Raw genomic sequence first — 1,384 nt, 5'->3', positions numbered from 1 at the left:
AGACCCGGATGTTTGCGAGCACATTGGCAAAGAGCGTGAGCACGACGCCCGCTCCATTGTCAGATAATTCGAGCAGAAAATGCCGATGTTTGCGAGCAGAGGCGCTTATGTTGGCAAGCCGCTACAATTACGAGCTTCAAAAGGTCTTGGGGTTGTAATCTGTATGTGCATGTCGTTTTCGACATCCGTGCATGTCATATTGGCATCTATGTCAGACGCTTGCGGGATCCGATTCACGTTGCGCAATCGGTCGGCAAGCCACTCCAAAAGCATTGTTGCCTTCCGGAGGACTTGGGCCGGTGCGTACCTGGCTGATCCGATGAAGGCAGCAATCTTCTCAACACGGGACCCGATCCGCCCGAGAATGGCTTCCCCTCGCTCGGTTGAGGACGCCAGAGCATATCTCGCGGCACGTAGAGCGTCCCGGAAGCGACGCGCCGCGCTGTCGCGCACTCGAATCTCTTCCCGCTTCTGGCGCACCAGCTGATCAAGTTCATGGTGCCGAGCGATCAGGACACGCAGATCAATGCCGCAGGCGTCGGCAATATCACCTTCGCCGTCACGGATCGGGTAGCGCTTGAAATTCGCACTGTCCTGCATGGTGACAAGGCCGAGGTCGTACAATCGGGAGAGAATTCGGCTTACGCGCCCTGGCGACTTGTTGATGTCATAGCCGAGCTGTCGGTTCGACTTGTAGACGATCGGCCGCCCTCCTTTGTCGAAGGCGTCTGCCTTGGCGGTCGTTATGATGGCTTCCAGCAACGCATATTCTGCGGTCGTAACCATCCCGATTGCCATCAGGTTTCTTGCAAGTACCGCCAGCTGGCCGCGCGTCACCGTTCCGATTTCCGTTGACTGCGCCAGTCGCCGGAATTCGGCTCGCTCCTTCGTCATTCTGCGACCTGTCGGCCGCTTGTGTTGTGTGGGTTCCCCCATCGTCCCTCTCCTGTCAGAGGCCAGACAAAGCTCCGCCGTTCACCGAGAAGGTGTTTTGATTATTGACATCGGAGGGGAGGTCTGCGAGAACGGTTTTGGCTTATTATTACCGAACTGCAGACCGCTTCCGGATTATTCGGGAGCGGTTTTTCTTTTCTGGGCCGGGTGTGATCTCCAAAAAGCTGTTAGAATGTGTGAGTCGGAATCGGTTACGGTTCCGCTCGTTACGATTTGTAGCCTGAGATACCGAATTGATGCAAGTTGACACATTTCCGCGCTGCTGCGCCGGTTCAGCCGACATCTGAAATAGCGCTTACGTTTCAATTTGTTAGCATGCTTTTCCGCGTCTTCCCTCTCTTCACGCTGAAATCTGGAACGTTTCCAGAGTAGGATTTACCCCCCGTTATTGTTGGGGAAATTCATCCGGGTGGGGAGGAGAGTTTGAGAG

Annotated in this window: 1 protein-coding gene; it reads right to left on the bottom strand. The window is 55.2% G+C overall.

Annotated elements, in window-relative coordinates:
- Window positions 1–105 precede the first annotated feature (105 nt).
- Window positions 106–936: a helix-turn-helix domain-containing protein gene (locus DYZ14_RS23980; protein WP_154722936.1), complete on the bottom strand. Its 831-nt coding sequence runs from the start codon at window positions 934–936 to the stop codon at window positions 106–108.
- Window positions 937–1,384 lie beyond the last annotated feature (448 nt).

The sequence above is a fragment of the Ciceribacter sp. T2.26MG-112.2 genome (assembly GCF_900492205.1).
Taxonomy (GTDB): Bacteria; Pseudomonadota; Alphaproteobacteria; order Rhizobiales; family Rhizobiaceae; genus Allorhizobium; species Allorhizobium naphthalenivorans_A.
This window is presented reverse-complemented; position numbering and strand designations above follow the sequence as displayed.

Bases quoted from the DNA above. Each gene is read 5' to 3' on its own strand.
- DYZ14_RS23980 (WP_154722936.1), bottom strand. From the start codon at position 936: ATGGGGGAACCCACACAACACAAGCGGCCGACAGGTCGCAGAATGACG.